At 62.7% G+C, this 19289-nt stretch carries 12 protein-coding genes; 9 read left to right on the top strand and 3 right to left on the bottom strand.

Annotated features, from left to right (window positions below; all coding sequences use genetic code 11):
* The first annotated feature begins 430 nt into the window (after positions 1-430).
* On the top strand, positions 431-2170 hold the full coding sequence (locus tag AC50YA_RS17015) for a hypothetical protein (RefSeq protein ID WP_494983414.1): 1740 nt from the start codon (positions 431-433) through the stop codon (positions 2168-2170).
* Positions 2171-2189: 19 nt separating this feature from the next.
* Here the strand turns inward: AC50YA_RS17015 and AC50YA_RS17020 are convergent, their stop codons facing one another.
* Positions 2190-5363: a DEAD/DEAH box helicase gene (locus tag AC50YA_RS17020; protein WP_494983415.1), complete on the bottom strand. Its 3174-nt coding sequence runs from the start codon at positions 5361-5363 to the stop codon at positions 2190-2192.
* Positions 5364-5437: 74 nt separating this feature from the next.
* Here AC50YA_RS17020 and AC50YA_RS17025 point away from each other — a divergent pair, with 74 nt between their 5' ends.
* Positions 5438-6439 carry a hypothetical protein gene (locus AC50YA_RS17025; RefSeq protein WP_494983416.1) on the top strand — a complete coding sequence of 334 codons (1002 nt, stop codon included), beginning with the start codon at positions 5438-5440 and terminating at the stop codon, positions 6437-6439.
* Between the two features lie 799 nt (positions 6440-7238).
* Here the strand turns inward: AC50YA_RS17025 and AC50YA_RS17030 are convergent.
* Positions 7239-8426, bottom strand: coding sequence for an IS110 family RNA-guided transposase (locus AC50YA_RS17030; protein WP_494983417.1), 1188 nt, complete (start codon positions 8424-8426; stop codon positions 7239-7241).
* A 505-nt stretch (positions 8427-8931) separates the two neighbouring features.
* Here AC50YA_RS17030 and AC50YA_RS17035 point away from each other — a divergent pair.
* Positions 8932-10149 (top strand): YqaJ viral recombinase family protein, encoded by a 1218-nt coding sequence (locus AC50YA_RS17035; protein WP_494983426.1) that lies wholly within the window; start codon positions 8932-8934, stop codon positions 10147-10149.
* Positions 10146-11729 (top strand): SIR2 family NAD-dependent protein deacylase, encoded by a 1584-nt coding sequence (locus AC50YA_RS17040; protein WP_494983418.1) that lies wholly within the window; start codon positions 10146-10148, stop codon positions 11727-11729. The genes AC50YA_RS17035 and AC50YA_RS17040 overlap by 4 nt, the downstream gene beginning before the upstream one ends.
* 70 nt (positions 11730-11799) lie before the next feature.
* Here the strand turns inward: AC50YA_RS17040 and AC50YA_RS17045 are convergent, their stop codons facing one another.
* Positions 11800-12465, bottom strand: coding sequence for an NUDIX hydrolase (locus tag AC50YA_RS17045; RefSeq protein WP_494983419.1), 666 nt, complete (start codon positions 12463-12465; stop codon positions 11800-11802).
* A gap of 95 nt (positions 12466-12560) precedes the next feature.
* On the opposite strand from AC50YA_RS17045, the gene AC50YA_RS17050 reads away from it, so the two are divergent.
* The 5 genes from AC50YA_RS17050 to AC50YA_RS17070 all read left to right on the top strand — a co-directional run bounded on the left by AC50YA_RS17050 (position 12561) and on the right by AC50YA_RS17070 (position 19135).
* Positions 12561-13526 carry an ARPP-1 family domain-containing protein gene (locus AC50YA_RS17050; RefSeq protein ID WP_494983420.1) on the top strand — a complete coding sequence of 322 codons (966 nt, stop codon included), beginning with the start codon at positions 12561-12563 and terminating at the stop codon, positions 13524-13526.
* On the top strand, positions 13523-15055 hold the full coding sequence (locus AC50YA_RS17055; RefSeq protein ID WP_494983421.1) for an ADP-ribosylglycohydrolase family protein: 1533 nt from the start codon (positions 13523-13525) through the stop codon (positions 15053-15055). Before AC50YA_RS17050 ends, AC50YA_RS17055 begins: the two co-directional genes overlap by 4 nt.
* 29 nt (positions 15056-15084) lie before the next feature.
* The gene (locus AC50YA_RS17060) at positions 15085-16086 is read left to right on the top strand and encodes a sigma factor-like helix-turn-helix DNA-binding protein (RefSeq protein WP_494983422.1); all 1002 of its coding nucleotides are present in this window, start codon (positions 15085-15087) and stop codon (positions 16084-16086) included.
* A 90-nt stretch (positions 16087-16176) separates the two neighbouring features.
* Entirely contained in the window at positions 16177-16683 is a 507-nt protein-coding gene (locus AC50YA_RS17065; protein WP_494983423.1) for a hypothetical protein, read from the top strand.
* Between the two features lie 1054 nt (positions 16684-17737).
* On the top strand, positions 17738-19135 hold the full coding sequence (locus tag AC50YA_RS17070; protein WP_494983424.1) for an IS1380 family transposase: 1398 nt from the start codon (positions 17738-17740) through the stop codon (positions 19133-19135).
* The last annotated feature ends 154 nt before the right edge of the window (positions 19136-19289 follow it).

Here is a 19289-nt window from a genome sequence, read left to right on the forward strand (position 1 = left end):
GCTCGGGTGTTTGCAGCATAGGCCCGATCTTATAGGACGCAGCCGGATTTGGTCCTCTAGTTGGTGCCCCATCTGGCCGAGGCGGGCGTGCGTTCTTAGCCGCCAATATCTGCACTGGAACGGTCAGAGCGTGTCGGGGCGCCGTCCAATTTTCGTACTCGCTTTAGATCAACGGCATTTAGGGGATCTACGTGCCATAGGATGCGTACGAATAACGGGACTCAGATTGGTCTGACGCATCTGCGGCTCGGGCCGCAGCCTGTATATGCAAAGTTTCCGGCTTGGCAGAGCTTCTGCACAAAATGGGAATCTTCAGCGACCACGACCAGCTGCACACGGTCTCCGCGTGCCTCGACCGCGGCTGACGCAGAAATGTCGGTGCTGCTGGGTAGCCTTTCTCCGGTAACAGAATTTTGCACAGGGGGGAAGAATGAGCGCGCTCGACCCAGAGCAGCAGGCGGTACTGCGGAAGTTCAAGCAGGAAGTACTGGGCGTTGCGCCTGACGACAGGGTGGTGCGGTCGACGGCAGCACGGGCGCCGGGGGTGTCGTTGCGGCAAGGGCTTGCGTCGCAGTCCAAGCCAGCCACCGGAAAGTTCCGTCCCAAAACCGACCGGTCATCGGTTCTGTTCAGCGACATCGTGAAACAGACACGCTTGCCCTTGCAGGAGCTGGTCCGCGAGTCGCGCCGCGCGGGAATCCAGTTAGCTCCAACGCCCGCGCGGACCCGCTTGTTTGCCGAAGAAGCCGAGCATCTCCGGCGCTTCGCTGCTCTCAAGGCGGCGAGACCATTGCTGACTGCCCGAAACTACGCACCCGATCCCGAGGGCCACATATCTCTGGAGGACTACGACCGGCTGGAACCGAGGTACGCCGAGAAGCTGCTCGCTTGGGGCTTCTTGCCGGTGCGCAAGGAACTTAAATCGTTTCCGAACCGGTCCTGGGCCGGAATCGTCCGGCACCACCGGAGACTCGAAGTCCTCAGGATCAAAATGGAACGCGAGGCGGCCACCTTGCAGCGACGGAATGGCACTCCTGTTGGTTCGCGTCCCAAAGCCGAGTATCCACCGACGAGTCCCGTTGTGCTGGAGAAGATACCGAAAACGCCCGCGGCTGCGGTATCCAACCCGTTGGCGGCAGAAATCAAACGTCAGCTGGACGCCCTTCGGCACCGGCGAGAAACGGACCCCGAGTCCAAGCCTGAGCCCGCCGGCATCCAGGTGGCTACGCCACGCACGGATCCCATACCAACGTCCATAGGCCCCGGAAACCTCGCCTTGGAAGAACTGCACCTGACGCTTAGCGGTTTCGCGCCTAAGGATCACCCCGACTTGTTCGACAGCTTGGCTGCGGCACTGGAGTTGGACGAACGCAATGTCAGGTCGTTCTCAGTCGCCACGGACACACATAAGCTCACAGAGCGAGCTCTCCGAAACCTGATCCGTCTTGTCTGCAACGGGAAGTTCGGCCTATTCGCCTACCACGAGGTCAGCAACACTCTCCGGTCCGCCGCTCGAAGGAACAGCCGGAACGCGTCACCGATTGTCATTAAGAACGCCCTCACAAATCTGCGGCCAATGCACACCGGCGTCCTCACCGACGCCGGCAAGAGCCGCTTCATGTTCTGGCATGTAGAGCAGGACGGAACCCAGTTGGCGGTCGTCACTTTCGGGTCCATGTCTGACTGGGTCCGGGGAATGGGCCTCGGCCAATACGTCCCCCTGCGCGGACGGCTGATCACCGTGTCACGCCATGTGAACCTGACCGAGATGGACCGAGAGGACGCCCAGTTCATGGCCGAGGCCGCCCTCAAGCTCCGGAGGGGCCTCCACATCCGCCGGAGCGCACCCGTATCCGCTGAACCACGAAGACGGGACTACCTCGACGTCCGCACCGCCGCACCTCAACGCACCCTCACCTACAAACCGCACAGCGATTGGTTGATTCCTGTGGTCATCGAGAACGGCTTTGCCACGGCCGGTCTAGAGGAAGGGTTCTTCTCAAACTACGGCGGTAGGAGCGCCCACGAAGTTCGCCCTTTCATGCGTCGCGCGCCGGGCACATCGTGGAACGCCCCGAAGACAGTCCCGGTCAGCGCCCACACACGCGGTGGCTACGACGTCGGCGACATCGGCTTCATGCCGACGGTGACGATTATGCGGGAGAAATGAACCTCCACTCAATCTAGAACTATTGCGCCACGGCAGCAGCCGTCGCGAACACATCGGCAGGCATCGGCCGGTGGAGCTTCCACGTGATCCCGATCGGCCGCTCACCAGCATGCTTTACGTAGTCCACTTGTCCGAGACACATGTATGGAACGGTCAGACCTGTCTCATCCTCTGAGGTATCCCGCGTAAACAGCAGAATCTGCGAACCGTGCCCTGCACGGTCCAGATAGCGTCTTCCCGTTGGGCTGCCCGGGGATGTCGCGTTCTGCGACTCCCAGTGGAACCGATCTAGGCCGACGGCATAGTCCTTGTACATCGTCGTCGCCGAGTGCTTCTTGTCATCCTTGTTGAGTGTGACAAAGAAGGCGTCCGTGGACGTCGCCGGGCACCACGCCACGCCTTCCCGGTGCTGAACGTTCTTCCCCAGCTCCAGCGAACCGTACTGCAGCGCCGCCAAAATTTCCTCGCGTCGATAGGTCGCGTGAGAGAGCAGCGGAACGTGTTGCAGACCTGCTCCGAGGCCATTGGCAGCATGCTTCGACGCGGCCACCCCGAGCTTCACAAGCTGGCGGATCTCGCTGCAGACAAACTGGTAGCCGCGCAGATAGTCCAGGCCGGCGTCGTACGACTGGAAACCACCACCGTCATCCCACAGTGTGTAGAAAAGCATCCGGGCGAACGTCTGCTCGCGCATTCCAAGCTCCGCGTAGCGGGGCGCATCCGCAGCGACAAGCATCGAGTACGCCTCGGCGCGTTCCGGATCGTCCACGTGGATGAGCGCGGCCATGCGACCGAGGAGCTTTTTCTCCTCAGCGTCCGCCTGGCCGACGAGCTGGCCCTTGAGAATTTCCTCTGCGGGCGATTTCGACAAGCCCAATCCCCGGCCGTCGATCAGGCCGGCCTGGCGGAGGTAGCCGGTCCAGGAATCTTTGGTCGAACGGTAGATCGACTTCACATCGCTCCCGGACCGCTCGAGGTACGCCTCGAGTTCCGTCTCCGCGTACGACGCGATGTCCCGGATAAGCTGCGCCCGGTTGAACTTCAGCTGTGCCTTGATGTTGTCCAGCACCACCTTCTGCGCCACCCGGTCCAGCACGATCTGCGAGCCCGACGGCAGGTACGGGAACTCGTCCTCGACAGCTTTTTCCAGCTCCTTGCGCCCATAGCCGGTGAGCGCCCGGTAGCGCAGATCGAAGCGGAACTCACGACGCTGCTGGCCGATGAAGTCCATGACCGTCAGCACTGCTTTGCCCTCGGCACGGCGCAGCCCCCGCCCCAACTGCTGCAGGAAGATCGTGGCGCTCTGCGTGGGCCGGAGCATCAGTATGGTGTCCACCTGCGGCAGATCCAGCCCCTCATTGAACAGGTCCACCGCGAAAATGCAGTTGATCTCACGCTGGCGGAGACGGTCCAGCGCGAGGGCGCGTTCGCCGTCGTCGGTACTGCCATGGACGGCAACGGAGGCAATCCCGGCGCGATTGAACACCTCTGCCATGTAGTGAGCGTGCTGGACTGAAACGCAGAAGCCGATGGCCCGCATCTGGTCTGTACCGGTGACTTTGTCACGCAGTTCGCGGATCACCTTTGCGGCGCGGGCGTCGTTGCCGGTGTAGAGGTTGTTCAGCTGTGCAGCGTCGTAATTTCCGCGCTTCCACTCGACTTGGCTCAGGTCGACGTCATCTGAAACGCCAAAATAGTGGAACGGCACCAGCAGGTCCGCGTCCAGCGCGTCCCACAGCCTGAGCTCACTGGCGGTTCGCCCGTCGAAGAACTGCTTGGCGACGTCGCCACCGTCGCCGCGTTCCGGCGTCGCAGTGAGTCCGAGAAGTTGCTGCGGCTTCAGGTGATCCAGCAGGCGGCGGTAGGTGGGTGCCATGGCGTGGTGGAATTCATCGATGACGACGACGTCGAAGAAGTCCGGTTCCAGCTGTTCGATGCCGAGCGAGGACAGCGACTGGACGGAGGCGAAGATGTGCTTCCACTCTTTCGGCTTGTGGTCCCCCACATAGAGTTCGCCGAAGGCACCGTCCTGCATGACATCACGGTAGGTACGCATGGCCTGTTTCAGGATTTCCTGACGGTGCGCGACGAAGAGCAGCTTGAGATCGCGGCCAGCAGCCTCGCAGAGGCGCTTGTAGTCCAGGGCAGCGATGACTGTTTTCCCAGTTCCGGTGGCGGCCACCAGGAGGTTGTGGTTGAAGCCCTTGAGGCGCTCGGCCTCCAGTTCTTCGAGCATCTCCTCCTGGTGGAGGAAGGGCTGCACTTCGAGGCCGGTGGTTGCGTCCGGGGCCGCCGTGCGCCGGCCGCCGTTTCGCTCCAGTGCAGCATCCAGCTTCTCGCCGTCGCGGTCCGGGTCATAGCTCTGGAAGGCGCGCTGCTCCCAGTAGCTGTCGAAGGTGACCTCGAACTTCTTCAGGAGCGTGGCGGTGCCGACCGTGCTGAGCCGGACGTTCCATTCGAGGCCGTCCAGCAGCGCCGCTTGGCTGAGGTTGGAGCTGCCGACGTAGGCGGTATCGAAGCCGGAGTCTCTGCGGAAAAGCCATGCCTTGGCGTGCAGGCGCGTGGCCTGGGTTTCGTAGTTGATCTTGACCTCGGCCCCGTAGCGTTTGACGAGCTCGTCAATGGCGCGGCGCTCGGTGGCGCCCATGTAGGTGGTGGTGATGACCCTGAACTTGACGCCGCGTTCTGTGAGTTGCTCGAGTGCCGGCTGGAGGAGACGGAGACCTGTCCAGCGGACGAACGCGCAGAGCAGGTCCACGGTGTTGGCGGATTCGATTTCAGCTCTGAGTTCGGCGGCGAGGTTGGGCTCGTCTTTGCTGTTGGTCAGGAGCGCGGCATCGCTGAGCTTGGTGGTGGGGCGGCGGAGATTCCGGCGCTTGAGTGCGTCCGGGCGGTGGAGGGAGTGGAGCTGGCTGGGGCCATCCGCGATGCGGTCTGTGTGCTGTAGCTCGTTGAGGAGTCGGTTGGCGAGGGCGACCCGGTCGGTTGGCTTTGCACTTGTGAGTGCTTGGCGGACGGCGTCGGCTACGTGGCGGGAGAGGACGCCCGGGCTGTCTTCGTCTTCAATGTCGGCGAAGATTGGTTGAAATTCAGGTGCTTCCTCCAGACGCTTGCCGAGTGCGTCGGTGTTGAGAAGTTCGTACAAGCCCTCGGGCAGCTTCTCTGCTGCCGGTCCCCCATTGAATGTAGTCACTGCGCCAGGGTATTTGGTGTGACGGTCAGAGACCAACAACTCAAATTGTCCGGGGTGCCACTTAGCATTAGCCCATGACTATTTCAGTGGGCGAAATTTTCAACAAATGCGGCCTTGAAACAGCCGGCGCAGTGAAATGGGGCGATCAAATCCCGTTGGATGTGCCGGGCGTCTATGTCGTGGCATCCACTCCCGACCTCGACGACCCGATCGGGCTAATGCCCAACTATCATCATGATCCACGGGCATTCGCAGCACTTCGGAGGGTCTGCCGGTCGGTCACGATTGATGGCAGACCTGCTTCCGACGAGGAACTAGCGACCAGGATTGGCGCCTTTTGGATTCCAGATTCCGCAGTCCTCTACCTCGGCCTGGCCGGAACGTCCGTTCAGGAGCGAGTCAATCAGTACTACGGCACTCCTATCGGTCAACGATCGCCGCACGCCGGCGGATGGTGGTTGAAGACGCTGTCCGGTCTCGAAACGCTGGTTGTCCACTATGCAGCGACGGAGGATCCGAAATCGAACGAGGCGCTCATGCTGACCAGCTTCGCTGACGCAGTCCCGACGTCGGTGCGTCGCGCTCTGTTCGATTCCGAACGCGTTGCCCCATTCGCCAACGTCGACGTGCAGCAGGGGATTCGAAAACGCCACGGCTTGGCCGGCTACAAGATCCTACGTGCGGGCTCAAGGGCTTCTTCCCCAGTTGGTCGTTTCGGATACGACTCTGTGACGCCAACTCTCCCTGATCCAGCAGGTCACAAAACGACGTTGCCGGACGGCAGCGGCGCCGCTAATGGCGTGCGTATAGAATCCCAAGTCATCACAGACTCCGACAGAACGCGAAGCAATCTAAGAATCCCTGCCCGGTCCAAGTTCGCGTTGCCAGCACGTGATGGCTCACTGACTGTGCGATATCGAGGCCAGATCATCGAGGCGCGCTGGCGCATCAACGGATCCCGCTCAGGAACAATTGGATTGGGTAAAGACATCATGACGACGATCGGGCGGCCGAATCGGGGCGTATGGCTACACGTGAATGGGGCTGTGGTCACCATCGAGGAATACGACCTCTGACGTATACCAGCACGCGCCATCAGCGGCGGGGCGCCATCATACGAATCAGTACTGAAAGAGCGGGGGGTGTCCCTATGTTGTTTGTCAAGCAGCAAGTCGATGTTCGGTTTCATAGAGCGTCCCGTCGCAGAGCAGGGCGAATCCGTACGGCGAGTCGCGACACGAACTGACCCCTCGATGGCAGAGCCACCGCCAAGGCCGCCTGTACGGTGCCAGGGTGGCATCCGTGAACTTCCTCCGCCTGCTGTTGCCAGGGCTGGCCCTCCTGTGCTGATCGCGGCGCTGGCGTACGGAGTCGGGGCCTGGCGGCCCAGCCATGCGGATCTTGACGAGCGAAAGCCGATCACCTAGGGTTGCCACACACATACATATACATACACAAGAACGGTGCTGTAGCAATGGCTGGAAAGATGTGCCCCGAGTGCGGCAAACAGACGTTCTTTGAAACTCCTACCGGGCGGCTGTGCTCTCGGTGTGGCCACACCATGACTCTGCCTGCAAACGAAGGCAAGGGTGGGCAAGGTAAGCGGTGCTCTAACTGCGGCGAAAACAAGGTTTTCAATGGGAATTGCCGTGGGTGTGGTGCAAAATACTCTTAAGTGATTAGAGGTCGAGCCGGCGCAGCGTCGACTCGCTGAGCCCCAGCTCGTCCGCGAGCGCCGCCCTCGTCGTCGGAGGCTGTCCCTATGTTCTTTGTCAAGCGGTGGGGCAGGTTTTTCTTTTTTGAATCGCGTGACGGGTTTTTGGGCAGGGTTTAGCGGCTGGCGGTGGGTGCCCGCCAGCTGGTAGTCCTCGGTGGTTAGGCGGTCTCGGTGCTTGGTTCGTTGTAGAAGGCCCCGTCGCGGAGCATGGCGAACAGCACGTCGCAGCGCCTGCGTGCGAGGGCGATCAGGGCCTGGTTGTGGCGCTTTCCCTCGGCCCGTTTCTTGTCGTAGTAGGCGCGTGAGAGCGGGTCCTTCAGGGCCGCGAACGCGGAGAGGAAAAACGCCCGTTTGAGGCTCTTGTTGCCCTTCTTGGAGGGGTGGTCGCCGCGGATCGAGGTACCTGAGCGCCAGGTGACCGGGGCCAGGCCAGCATAGGAAGCAAGGTGCCCGGCAGTCTTGAATTCCTTGCCGATGACTTCGGTGATGATGCGTGCTTCGGTCCTGACCCCGACCGCCGGCATGGAGGTCAGGACCTCGTGAAGAGGGTGGGCCTCCATCAGAGATTCGACTTCGGTGAGGATCTCATGGCGGGAGGTGCGCAGCTGTTTGAGCATGGTGGCCAGCTGGGGCAGGACGATGCCCGCCGCACCGGTGCCGTCCACGACGACGGTCTGCTCGTCCAGGGCGGCGAACACCTCTACAGCCCAGCCTTTCCCGGCCCGCGGTGCATGGCGTGCCAACAGTGCTGTGAAACGGTTCAGGCCGGCCTTGCGCAGCTTTTCCGGGGACGGGTACTTGATCAACAGTTCGGCCATCGCGGGATGGTCCAGGTGCTTGCCAACCACCCGTTCCAGCGCCGGGTGGACCTGTGTCAGCAGTCCCCGGATCCGGTTGGAAGTCGCGGTGGCCTGCTTGGCCAAATCATCATCGAAACCGCACAGCATCGACAGCTCCGCAGCCTGCTCATCGGCGACGACGACGGAGCGCAGCGTGTGCGGCAGGGACCGGGCGGCTTCGGCAATTATGGCAGCGTCTCGGGCGTCGGTCTTGGCCTCCCCGGGATGAAGGTCAGCGATGCGGCGCATCGCCAGGCCTGGAATGTAGCCGACCAGGATGCCCTCTGCCTGGGCCACGGCGACCGGCAGGGCGCCAATGGTCGAGGGCTGGTCCACCACGAGAAGAACCCGTCCTTTGCCAGCGACGACCTTGATGATTGCCCGTAGTTTGGCCTCGTCCTGGGGCAGGGCCCGGTCGAGGAGTTTCTTGCCTGACCGGTCGATGGCGATCGCGTGGTGATTGCTCTTGCCAACGTCAACACCAATGAAAATGTCAAACGAGTTCATGGTCCTTGATCAACGCAAGCCTCCCTGAATTTGTGTGTATGAAATTCGGTGTTGGCATGTCCTGCGGCGGCAAGGCTCGGCATCCACGTTACGGCTGACCTACACGTTCCTTCATTGTGCTGGTCCGGTCCCCATTAGCGATCCCTTGGCGCCTATCGATTCCCGGTGACAACACCCCCCCCCGGATCATTAATGACTGGGGGACTTAATCATGCCGGGACCGACAGGCCAACAGCCCCAATTCTTACTCTTTAAGGGGCTGCTAAAAAGGTAACGGGGGGCGTTAAACACCTTGGACGTCTTGATATTGCTCTTGATTGGTGCATTCGTGTTCTTCCTGGTCAAATCTGCGTCAGGCCAAAGCAGTAAGGGTCGTGAGAAGCCGACGGATTCGTCAGTCGACGAGGCCCGGCGAATCAGCCACAAATCGGTCTCGCAGGCTCCGCTCCCGCAACTCCCAGCCCCGGCTTCAGTGATCCGAACTCTCGAAGTTGTGCCCCCAACGATGTCGCCAAGGCCCTCGGCGCAGCAGTCCATTACTTCGCACTCGGCGGGCGCCTTTCACGTCACCTATCTGTTGGACAGCAACGGCAGACCCATTGGATCGGACGATAGGGACGCTTGGTTGCTTGCCCGCCGGCATGGCGTCACAGCCACGGATGTCAAGAAGATAGTGAAACTCAACGGCGATGCGAGTAAACAGCGTCCGGCTCTGTTGAACCAGAAAGTAACCGGCGCAGAGGGACCACGACTGGCCGCGTTCCAACACGGCATCGACCGAGAACCGTTCATCGCGGCGTGGGTCGCCAAAGAATTCGGGATTGTCCACAACTCCTACGTTTGCTCAGGATCGAACGCCCGTCACCTCTCGACTCCCGACGGCATCGGACAAGACGTCGTTGCTGAAATCAAGACCTCGGTAAAACCCTTAAGTGCAACATTGGGCATGTACCGGGACCAACTTCAATGGCAGCTCCACGTGACACAGTCAGCGCGAGCATTGTTCGTGGTCGAAAACAGGCACACTTTCCAGCTCGAAGTGCGCTGGGTTTATCGCGACGAGCAACGAATCCGTGTTCTGGAAGAACACGCCAATCGCTTCATAGCAGAACTTGACAGTCTGTTGGTCCGCAGCGACAACTCCATCCCCGACGGGTATCTCGCTTCTTTTCCTCAAGCGAAGCTCCATGACGACCATGAGTCCGTAGTAGCTCTGCAGGCGGTTCTCGAACAGCTGGAATCTCCGCTCCTGGACGCAACTTTCGAAGCTGTTCCCGATGAAAGTCCTCTCGAGGTTCACGACGAGGAAGAGGACCGCCGTTGGACGCCGATGGAAACGTCAAGACTTCTGTTCCTGTACGACGAGGGAGCGTCTTTACTGGACTTGGCACACAACTTTAATGCGACGAACCGCGCTGTCGTGTTCGAGCTGACGCGGCAAGTCCTAAATTCGGAGGGGACCATGGTCGATCCGCCTGCGGGCAATTTTGGCGCCGTTTGGTCGCCAGACGACGTCCGGGCTCTAATGAACGCCTATTTCGACGGTATCTGGTTACCATCCTTGGCCCGCGACCTCGCGAGGGATCAGCTTGGCATTGCCTTCAAACTGTTCGAATACCGACTCCCGTCCGTTCCCAATCACCATTGCGACCTGTCATGGCTTGAACGACCCGATGTCACCTCGGACAACTCTGGCGCTTCATTTGGTAAACAGGTTCTATGACCCAGCCGCATGTATTCGTAGCCATGGCAGACATCCTGAACCTCCGATGCGATGCTTGGTTGCTCCCCACCGACTCCCGCCTCAAGATCGAACCTCACTGGCTGCGGTCCCATCCTGAACTTCGGGCCATGGCGCAGGCTTCAGGAGCCGAGAAGTTCCGGACCGGCCACACGCTTGCTGGGCCGGTCCACGGCTGGGACCCGGAATTACCCCTACCCATTCTGACGGCAGTACCAGATGACGGTGACTGGGGTCCGTGCGTCGTCGCAGAACGGCTTGAAGCCTTTGTCCGTTCCGCACTCGTCGCGCTGCCGGGCCTTTCCGGCCATCGGCGATACCGACTCTTGGCCATGCCGTTTTTCGGCACTGCGGGCGGCGGGGCCGGGAACCATCTTGGCGCCGCCCTACGCGACATCTTGAACGCGGCATCAGCCCTCACCGCCAACTTCCAAGTCGATATGGTCCTGGTTCTGCGGGATCGGGCTGCATTTTCATTGGCTCAAAAGTTGAGACGTGACGGCTCCAACGACGTCTGGTGGCCCTCTCTCGGTGAGCAGCGGCACCAAAAAGCTGAATCACTCGGCCAACGAGCCCGCGCAGGACATTTGGTACCGTTCCTGGGTGCCGGTGTGAGTGTCAGCGCGGGTGCGCCGACTTGGGGGCAGCTTCTGGCGAGGCTGCGGGACGGCGTCCATCTCCAAGAGGCCGAGGAAAGCGCCTTTCAAGGGTTCGGACCGCTCGACCAGGCAGGAGTGCTCGAGCAACTTTACGTTGACCAGCACGGTTCACGCGAAGCCTTTGGAAGGGCAGTCGCCTCGGCAGTCGACCTCCGTAGATATGGATTGGCACCAGCGCTCCTCGCCACTTTGCCATCGGCCGGTGCGATCACGCTGAACTACGATCGGCTCTTTGAAATGGCCTGTGAGGACGCGCAGCGACCGCGGACCGTAATGCCAGAAAACATTCCCGCCGTTGGCAACAGCTGGCTTCTGAAACTTCACGGATCCGTGAGCCAGCCAAAGAGCATTGTGCTAACGCGGGACGACTACCTCGGATACAACAGCAACCGCGACGCCCTGTCGGCCTTAGTTAAGGCGCATCTCCTCACGCATCATTTACTCTTTGTCGGGTTCGGGCTTGCCGACGACCACTTCCACGAGATTGTCCATGATGTCAGACGCGCCCTCCCCTTCGCGAGCTCGCAGAATCACCAGATGGGAACGGTGCTTTCCCTATTTCACGAACCCCTTCAAAAGCTTGTCTGGTCGGGCAAGCTGGACATACTCCCGATGTCTGACAGCAGTCCGAGCGCGAATGTCGTCCAGGCTAATTCCACGGCGGACGTCGTTGCCGCAGGACGGGAGCTGGAGATCTTTCTCGACATGATGTCCGCATACGCGACCGACAATCACTCGTATCTGCTTGCCCCTGCGTATAACAAAGGCCTCAGCGACGACGAAGCTAGCCTTCGAACCAGACTTCTCGAGCTTGCCGGTCAGGACCGGCGTCCGGACACCGGAGAAGTGTGGGGCGTTATCGACCAGGCCCTCCGGGACTTGGGCTGGGACAACAGGTCCTAGCCGGCCGTTCACGGTTCGTAGAGCCGGTAAGAAGAATCGAGCCGGCGCCGTTGCACGGGCCCCCGTGGCTTTATCCCCGCACCCACAACCGCGACGGCCTCCCCCGCGTCCCGTCGGACATCTGCCCCGTCCCCACCAGCTTCGGCTCCATGAACCGCCGGAAGGTGTCGCGCATCAGCGTCGCCCCGGCCACGGCCTCATGCAAATCACGCAGGTCCTTCAGCGTGAACGGCTCGTCCAGCAGCTCCCCCGGATCAGGCGCCTCCGCGTAGGCGGCCTTCAGCCACTCCACGGCCTTCGCCACGATGTCGGCGTGCCCGTACGGCAGTCCGGCGATGAGCTCCGGTTCCCCGGAAACCGAAGCCAGCCTGACGCCGTCGGACTTCAGCGCCTCCTCCAAGGCCGCAAGCGGCACCACATCAACGTGAGCCACGGACAGCACCCACCCGCGGTCGTCGCGGCCGGGGTCGTCGAAAACCCGTAGCTGCCGCGGCACCCGTCCCGAGATGCCGGCCTTCTCCCGCAGGCACCGCAGAACCGCGGCCGCCAGGGTTTCGCTCTCGCGCAGGAACGTGCCTGGCAATGCCCACTTCCCCGGCTGGCCCGGGCCCTGTCGCTGCACCAGCAGGACGCAGCCAGTGCCGTCCGCCACCGTCAGCACCGCCGTGTCCGCGGCCACCGAGGGGCGGGGGTAGTCAAGCAGGGATGAACCGGAGCCGTCCTTCGAAGTCTTCACAGGTTTATTTATCTCAGTATTGCGCTAAAGATGCAAGCCATGCATACTTGAAGCAATTAGCGCAGAAACGCATTAAATCAACCCGGAGGTTCACCATGAAAGTTCCGCAGCTTCACGTCGGGGCCGGCACCGCGCTCGGCCCGCTAAGCATCTTCCCCGTCTGGACGTCCGGCTCCGGCCAGCTCGGCATCAGCACCGGCACCCACTCGGACGTGGCAGTGACCGAACTCGCCACTGGCGCCCAAGTGGCCAGGCTGACCGTCACCAACAACGGCCCACATCCGGCGCTGCTGCTGGAAGGCGAGCTACTCGAGGGCGGCCAGCAGCACCGGACCTGCGCCCGCGACGTCGTCCTGGGTCCCGGCGAAACCCGCGACATCGACACGTTCTGCGTCGAAGCCGGCCGCTGGGAAGCCGGCGAAACCAGCCACCGCCGGCAGGCGCGCCGGGCCCCGCTGAATGTCTTGTCGGAGCTGGCCAGCGGTCTCGGCGGCCAGCGCGGCAGCAACCGGCAGGACCGGATCTGGGAGCGCGTGAGGCGCTTCGACAACGCTCGGGGCACCTCCGTGACGAGCTCCCTCCTCGATCACATGGACCTGCACAAGGACGACAAGGAGGAACGGAACCGCTTCAGCGCCGAGGACGCACCGAAGCCGCTGGAAGGCCAGCGCGGTGTGGTGATCGGCCTCGGCCAGCAGCCGCTGCTCCTGGAAGTGTTCGGCACCCACACGTTGTTCCTCCGCCACTACCGCCAGCTGATCGACGCGGCACTGCTCGATCTGGAACTCCTGCCGCCCCACGCGCTGGCCTCCGGACCGATGCCCGGCCAGCGCGCCCGCGACTTCGCCGCCCACATCCAGGCGATGAATTTCGGAACGTTCGACGACGGCCCGGCGGCTGTGGAGGTCCGGAACCACGGGCCGTTGCGCAGCCGCAACATCTCCCGCACCGCCGGAGCCGTCACCGCCGCTGGCATCGCCGTCGCACTCCCCCAGCGCCGCCCGCAACTGGCCCACCTGACCGGCTGGAACACCCAACACCCCCTGATGGAGATGGCATGAAACTGAACCCCCTGCAGAATGACCGCGCGGCCGGCGTCCTCGTTGCCCTTGCCGCCGGCGACGCCCTCGGCGCCGGCTACGAGTTCGGCGCGCCGCTGCCGGACGGCGCCGAAGTGACTATGAAGGGCGGCGGACCGTTCGGCTTCGCGCCGGCCGAGTGGACTGACGACACGTCCATGGCCGTCCCCATCGCCCAGGCGCTGCTGGAGTCCGCGTCCGACGCCGGTTCCTCCTCCCCTGCGGCTCTCACCATGGTGGTCCGCGCTTGGACCTCTTGGGCTGCGGAGGCCAAAGACGTGGGCGTGCAAACCAGCTCCGTCATCGCTGCTGCCTGCCGGTTGGCTTCTGCTGTCGGGCGGAGCAAGGTTCACGCGGCGGACTTCACCGCCGCAGCAGCGGACTTCCATGCCCGCACCGGCCGCAGCGCCGGCAACGGTTCGCTGATGCGCACTGCGCCGCTTGCCCTCGCGTATCTGGACCGGGATCCTTCTGAATTGATGGCCGCTTCCGGGGTGATGAGCGCCCTGACCCATGCCGATTCCGACGCCCAGGAAGCGTGCGGACTCTGGTGCGTTGCCATCCGGAGCGCCGTGCTGACCGGGTCGCTCGACGTCCGGGTGGGCCTGCCGCTGCTGCCCGCCGAGCGTGCTTCGGTGTGGCTGGATCGGATCGAGACGGCCGAGCGCTCCCGGCCTCGGGACTTCACGAACAACGGCTGGGTGGTGGAGGCATTCCAGGGAGCATGGAGTGCGATCCACTATGCGGGCCTGTCGGCGTCGGGTCCGGCGCACCTGCGGGTCGCTCTGGAGGAAGCCGTGCGTGGTGGGCGGGACACCGATACCGTTGCTGCGATCGCCGGCGGCCTATTGGGTGCCGCCTACGGCTACACCGCGGTGCCGTTCGAGTGGCGGCGGCGCCTGCACGGCTGGCCTGGGATGGTTCCCCGCGACCTGATGGTCCTGGGCATGGAGCTGGGCCGTGGCGAGGGCCGCCGATCGGCCTCCTGGCCGCGGGCCGACAGCCACGACTACAGCATGTGGCGCCGCACCGATGTACTGGTCCAGCACCCGCACGACGACGGTGTGTGGCTGGGCGGGGTCGGCTCCCTTGCGCGCGTGGAGGAGTTGGGCATCGACGCGGTGGTGTCGCTGTGCCGGCTGGGGACCTTGGATGTGCCGGGGGTGACCCCGGAAGACCACGCCTCATTCTGGGTCATCGACTCCGCTGTTGACGGCGACAACGCACACGCCGACTTTACGCTGCGGGAGGCGGCTGCCGCCGTCGAACGCTATCGCTCGGAGGGCAAAACGGTCCTGCTTCACTGTGTCCGGGCAGAGTCCCGGACACCGACTGTCGCTGCGCTTTATGGGGCGAAGGTAGCGGGCATTTCGCCCGTCGAGGCGCTGTCTGATCTGCGGCGAGTACTGCCTGGGGCGCGGCCCAACGAACTGTTCATGCGGGTGCTGCGAGATGCCGAGGGTGCCGTCGATCGAGTTGCCGGCGAGGCCACGCCACCGGTTGCCATGTAATGTCCGAGCCTGCTGATAGGAATATGACCATGACAACAACTCCTGAACTCAGTCGGGACCAGCGCGACGCCGCAATGGTGGAGCGCTACTCCGACGGCGAGACGCTCGAGGCCATCGGGCAGAGCTTCGGCATCACTCGCGAGCGCGTCCGGCAGATCATCGCCAAAGTGGGCGGAACTAACGCCGAGGAATCCCGCAAGAACCGGATTGCAGCACGGGAAGCGGCCACGGCGGCGGCCCATGAAGCCTTCCTGGCTGAGTACGGGGATCTCGCCCGCCAAATGGCCAAGCGTGGCGTGACCCGGCCAGACGCCGTGCTGAAGCTGCAAGCGCTGTACCCGGCAATCGACGTCGATCTGGCCGAGGAGGCCCTGCGGGAGTCCACCATCGTGTTCGACAAGAGCCAGATGGATGACATTTTCTCCAAGGAGGCGCTGGCTGCCGGGATCTGGTTCCTGCTGGGATCCGACCGCAGCCTCGCGCCGGACCGTGAGTGGGCCGCAGTGAACCTGGACCTGCCTGTCATCAGCGAATTGCGGGCCGCCCTGGAGTCTGCCGAGGCCTCACCCGATGACGTGGCAACCATCTTGGGTGTTATTGGTGCCGCACAGAAGCACGTGTCGGAAAACCCGACCGCCAGCATCACAGGTGCGCGCTACCAGGAGCTCCGTGATGACCTGGTTGTGGCTCTGGGCCTGGTCTCCCGGCAGGGAGCGTTCCCTTGGCCGCCCACCCGGCAAACCGTGATGAAGCGCTTCGGTGGCTGGAACGAGGCACTGGAGAGCATGGGAATCGGGCTCGCGTCCAAGGGCCGGCCCAAAGGTCTGGTGAAATTCACCCGCGAAGACTACGTCGACGCTGTGCGTGACTATTGCTTTCATGCGTCGGCAGCGGATTCGAAGGCCACAAACGATGGCTACGCCGGCTGGGTGAAAGACGAGATCGCCGCCGGCCGTGAAAGGCCGTCCTTGGCGTCGGTGAGGAACGTCTACGGCACGTGGTCTAAGGCCCTCCGTTCGGTGCAGGACTAGGTGCAGGACTTGGGGGAAGCAGTGCGGGAACAGCCGGCGCCTAGGGTGGGCGTCAGACTCGAGCCCGTCTCCATAATGCGGCCGGGAGCGTTGGTTGAGGCTTACCGCAGGGGTGACCCGCTGCGGGCAATCGCTCATGACTACGGTGTCAGGGCCGTCGACATTTGCGATGCGCTCATTGTGGAGACTGTGCCGGAAGACGAACTTGAGCGGTACCGGTCGGTCCGGCGCAGGGGCCTGGCCGCCCTGAGCTCCATCTGGGACAACGTGGAAATGGTCAGGAGACTGGACCGCTCCGGTATGGGCCGCTCTGAAATTCCCGTAATCCTGCGTGCGCTCGGGAAGGAGATCGACGTCGAGGTCGCCGTCGAACTTCTGCACATCCGCTGGATCCCTGGCTACGATCCCACAATGCCCTCCAGACCAATTCGTCTTAGCGACAAGCTGGGGCTGCTTTACGTCATTGGAAAGCGCCATGGGATCGAACCTGACTACCAGCTGGCGCTGGGTCAGATGCCCGCGGATGAAGTCGTCCAACTGCGGCTCCTGACCAAGGCACGCTTCCCGCCGAGGCGCTTCGCCGAGGTCTTAGCCTGAATCCACCGGTGGATTTTGAGGCCTCCGCGGCGTTTTAAACCGAGAATGCCCGTCTTTTCGGGGAAAATTGGACTTGTTGAGAGTCAAAATCCCGCGAAAANTTAGATTCCCAACTAACTTTGACTTCACTGATCCCGCCGACCGTGGAGAGCACCTCCACCTGTACGTTCAAGGGCGCGGCCAAGCGATGATACAGGGGCGTTGTGCTGATGCGAACGGGGGTCTCCAAAACGTCGGTGCCGCCGGCAATCCCCGTAACCCGCAGAATCATGACTCCTTGAAACTCTGCCTTGTAGGTGTGCTTGAGGACAGGATCTGTGGTGGTCCGGTCGTAGCTTCCGTCGCCGTCCAGATCCCATTCATACTTGACCACGACGCCTGCGGACTCTGAGGCATCGTAAGTAATTTCCGAACCCGGACGTCCGGAGTAGCCGTTGATCGGCAGCCTTGCCTCGACACCAGTCTGCTTCTGCTTACCCAGCGGGATGGTGATCGCTTGAACAGGCGCCCCTGAGGCCTGAGCGGATGGAGTGGGATTCTCAGTGGGGACGGCACTGGGCGGAGTCGCTTCCAGTATGTTCGGCGTCGGATTCCCGTTGGGCACACCATCTGCGCAACCGGTCAATATCAGTAGTGCTGCCGCCGCGGCGGTCCAACCGAGTGCCTTCATGTTCTCCCCCATGAATTGAATTGCTCCCAGTGGACCACGCGGACCGGCACCCGTCTAGCACTCATGGCTGCCGGGAAAGCCGGACCCAGTACTCAGACCTTAAACACCGCCGTCCCGGCCGGAACCCAAGGTTCCAATCGGGACGGTAGCTGCCACCCGCCGTCGGACGCTTCCTGCTGAAGCCTCCTCATGAAGCTTCACCGGAAGAGTCCGACGGCGGAGAGGTACTTAGCCTGAATCCACCGGTGGATTTTGAGGCCTCCGCGGCGTTTTAAACCGAGAATGCCCGTCTTTTCGGGGAAAATTGGACTTGTTGAGAGTCAAAATCCCGCGAAAATCGGAGCACCTCGTAGATGAAAGTTTTCCNATCGGAGCACCTCGTAGATGAAAGTTTTCCATACCCGGGCGTCGGTTTCCAGCGCGTTCGATGATCCGCATCTCGTGTCGTCGGCCGGGCTGGTCCCGGTCATGGGACTGGCCTCCGATACCGGCCTGGGTGACCTGGTCGACGAGCACGTGAAGTTGCCGGAGTATTACGGAGCGAATGCCGGGTTGAAGGTCTCGGCACTGGTCGCCGGGATGGCCGCCGGCGCGGACTGTATCGATGACATGGGGATCCTGCGCCACGGCGGAACGGGCAAACTGTTCAAAGGCACCTACGCGCCCTCGACGCTGGGCTCGTTCCTGCGCAGGTTCACCTTCGGGCACGTCCGCCAGCTCGACGCGGTAGCGGCCCGCTGGCTGGCCAACCTCGCCGCGGCCACCCCGCTGGTGGCCGGGATCAATGATCTGGCTCTGGTCGACATCGATGACACGATCAAGGCGGTCTACGGCTATAAGAAGCAGGGTTCCGGCTACGGCTACTCCGGCGTCCGCGGGATCAATGCCCTGATCGGCACCATCACCACCAGGAAGGCGGCCCCGGTCATCGCCGGCGCGAGACTGCGCAAGGGCGCGGCGAACTCCGCCCGCGGTGCCGGCAAGTTCGTCGCCGACCTGCTCTCCACCGTGGCCCGGCTGCGCTCCGCCGGTGCCACGGGCATGGTCTTGCTGCGCTCCGATTCGGCCTTCTACGCCCATGCTGTGGCCGCTGCCGCCGCCCGGGCCGGCGCGAAGATCTCCCTCACCGTGCGGATGGACCCGGCCGTGAAGAAGACCATCGCGAAAATCCCGGAGACCGCGTGGGAAAAGATCGAATACACCAACGCCCTCTTCGACGAAGAGAGCGCCAAATGGATCTCCGACGCAGAAGTCGCCGAAATCGGATTCACCGCGTTCACCTCGAAAAAGAAGGCCGAGCAAGTCACCGGCCGCCTCGTGGTCCGCCGGATCCCGGAACTGAACGCCAAGGCAGCCACAGGGCAGGAGACCCTGTTCGAGACGCACCGGTACCACGCGTTCTTCACCACCGTCGAGACGGCGGTGCTGAACACGGTGGCCGCGGACAAAACCCACCGCGCCCACGCCACTATTGAGCAGGTCCACGCCGATCTGAAGAATTCGGCGCTGGCTTCGATGCCGTCCGGGAAATTCAACGCGAACGCCGCCTGGCTCGTCGCCGCGACCATGGCGTTCAACCTCACCCGCGCCGCCGGAACCCTCGCCGGCGGACGATTCACCAAAGCCGAAACCGCCACCATCCGGGACAAGATCATCAACGTCCCGGCCCGCGTCTCCACCTCGGCCCGACGCGTCAGGCTCCACCTGCCCCAAGCCTGGCCGTGGGAAACACAATGGCAGCGACTTTTCGACCACGTCTACCCGCCACCAAAGGCCGCCTAAACCCGTCAACCCAGCCGACACGGCGCAACCAGGACCAACAGTGGAACACCGAAGGGTAGAAAGGCCCGGAACGCCGCCCTGCCCGAGATAGGAAAACCGCCAAAATTCAGAAACGGGCTACCCGCCCCAGCGGACCGGTGGATTCAGGCTTAGC

The organism is Pseudarthrobacter sp. RHLT3-21 (assembly GCF_059383495.1).

Coding starts and splice junctions, on each gene's coding strand:
- AC50YA_RS17015 (WP_494983414.1), top strand. CDS start 431: ATGAGCGCGCTCGACCCAGAGCAGCAGGCGGTACTGCGGAAGTTCAAG.
- AC50YA_RS17025 (WP_494983416.1), top strand. CDS start 5,438: ATGACTATTTCAGTGGGCGAAATTTTCAACAAATGCGGCCTTGAAACA.
- AC50YA_RS17030 (WP_494983417.1), bottom strand. CDS start 8,426: ATGAACTCGTTTGACATTTTCATTGGTGTTGACGTTGGCAAGAGCAAT.
- AC50YA_RS17035 (WP_494983426.1), top strand. CDS start 8,932: ATGTCGCCAAGGCCCTCGGCGCAGCAGTCCATTACTTCGCACTCGGCG.
- AC50YA_RS17040 (WP_494983418.1), top strand. CDS start 10,146: ATGACCCAGCCGCATGTATTCGTAGCCATGGCAGACATCCTGAACCTC.
- AC50YA_RS17050 (WP_494983420.1), top strand. CDS start 12,561: ATGAAAGTTCCGCAGCTTCACGTCGGGGCCGGCACCGCGCTCGGCCCG.
- AC50YA_RS17055 (WP_494983421.1), top strand. CDS start 13,523: ATGAAACTGAACCCCCTGCAGAATGACCGCGCGGCCGGCGTCCTCGTT.
- AC50YA_RS17060 (WP_494983422.1), top strand. CDS start 15,085: ATGACAACAACTCCTGAACTCAGTCGGGACCAGCGCGACGCCGCAATG.
- AC50YA_RS17070 (WP_494983424.1), top strand. CDS start 17,738: ATGAAAGTTTTCCATACCCGGGCGTCGGTTTCCAGCGCGTTCGATGAT.